The 1,568-nt window shown below is 31.3% G+C and carries 2 protein-coding genes; both read left to right on the top strand.

The annotated features are described in order from the left end of the window. On the top strand, positions 1 to 831 hold an 831-nt coding region (locus HMPREF9129_RS10115; RefSeq protein WP_004823460.1), incomplete at its 5' end, for an aldo/keto reductase. Beyond that, positions 828 to 1,547, top strand: a complete 720-nt coding sequence (gene pgeF, locus HMPREF9129_RS10110; protein ID WP_004823458.1) for a peptidoglycan editing factor PgeF — start codon at positions 828 to 830, stop codon at positions 1,545 to 1,547. The genes HMPREF9129_RS10115 and pgeF, both read left to right, overlap by 4 nt. Positions 1,548 to 1,568 lie beyond the last annotated feature (21 nt).

Below are 1,568 nucleotides of genomic sequence, written 5' to 3'. Positions count from 1 at the left end.
AAATATTTTGATTTATACAATGGAAATAATTTACCAGCCGTTGGGCTTGGTGTATATACTTTGGAAAATGAGCCTGAACTTAGAAAAGTTATGATTGTTGCTCATGAAGCCAATTATGAATTAATAGACACTGCTTATTTTTATAAAAATGAAGAATTTATTGGTGAGATAATACAATCTGAAAAATTAAATAAATTTAAAATCGCTTCTAAAGTTTGGCCTTCAGATTTCGGAGCAGATGCCACTAAGAGAAGTATCGAAAGGTCTTTAAAATCACTTAAAACAGACCGCTTGGAAATTATGTATTTACACTGGCCAGGCGAAGACAGTGAACAATCTTGGAAAGTCTTAGAAGATTACTATGAACAAGGTGTTTTTAAAAACATAGGAGTTTGCAATTTCTACAAACATCACTTAGACAAACTCTCTGTGACCGCAAATATAAAACCTCATGTTAACCAAATCGAAACCCATCCCTTGCTCACTCTAAATAATTTTATAGACTATCTAAAGAAAGAAAACATACAACCCATTGCTTGGAGTCCTCTTGCAAGAGGCAATGGAGAGTTATTTAATGACCAAGCTGTTTTAAAATTAGCTAAAAAATATAATGTGAGTGTTGGACAAATAGTTTTAAAATATAATATTGCAAGAGATGTAATAGTCCTTCCAAGAACTACAAAAGAAAAAAGAGTTTTTGAAAATATAGACTTATTTGATTTTGAACTATCTAAAGAAGATTTAGAAATTTTAAACTCACTTAATATAGATAAACACGTTTCACACAGCCCCGAAGAAACTGAATGGTTAGAGGAGATTCGTAAAAAATGATTTTTTCAAAATTATTATTAAACGCCGGACTTAAACACTATATCTCCGGCTCTTCCTACGATATACGTGACAACCCTCAAATAGCAGAAAATTTGAATCATTTTGCAAATATAATTGAAATTAAACCAGATAAATTTTATACTGCACACCAACTTCACACAGATAATGTTATGTATGCAGATGGTCTTAACGGAACAGATAAACCTTATGGCAAAATGTTTGAAAATACCGATGGACTTATTACAGATAAAAAAGATATTGCACTTGTCATTAAATTCGCCGACTGCACTCCAGTTTTGATGTATGATCCAATTAAAAAAGTCCAAGCCGTTGTCCATTCCGGTTGGAGAGGTACAGTAAAGAAAATTTCAAAAAATGCACTCGATTTAATGATTCAAGATTTTGGTTGTGAGGCAAAAAATATACTCTGTTTTATCGGACCTAGCATTGACCAAGAGAACTACGAAGTTGGAATAGATGTCTATGATGAGTTTAAAACTTTTAAAAATCGGGATTCATTCTTCAAACCTTTTGGAGAAAAATATAAATTGAGTATGGTGGACGCAAATTTAGATATACTTATTTCCTGTGGAATACTGTTAGAAAATATTGAAATTTGCAGAGTTTCAACTTTTAATACTCCTGAGCTAAATTCGGCAAGACGAGATAGTTCAAACTATAAATTAAATTGTATGATTTCTATAATTGGTGAATGATATATTTATACTTTTTAACTA

Origin of the sequence: Peptoniphilus indolicus ATCC 29427, assembly GCF_000227315.1 — a bacterium.
Classification (GTDB): domain Bacteria; phylum Bacillota; class Clostridia; order Tissierellales; family Peptoniphilaceae; genus Peptoniphilus; species Peptoniphilus indolicus.
The sequence above is the reverse complement of the archived record's forward strand: the minus strand, read 5'-3'. Positions and strand labels throughout refer to the sequence as shown.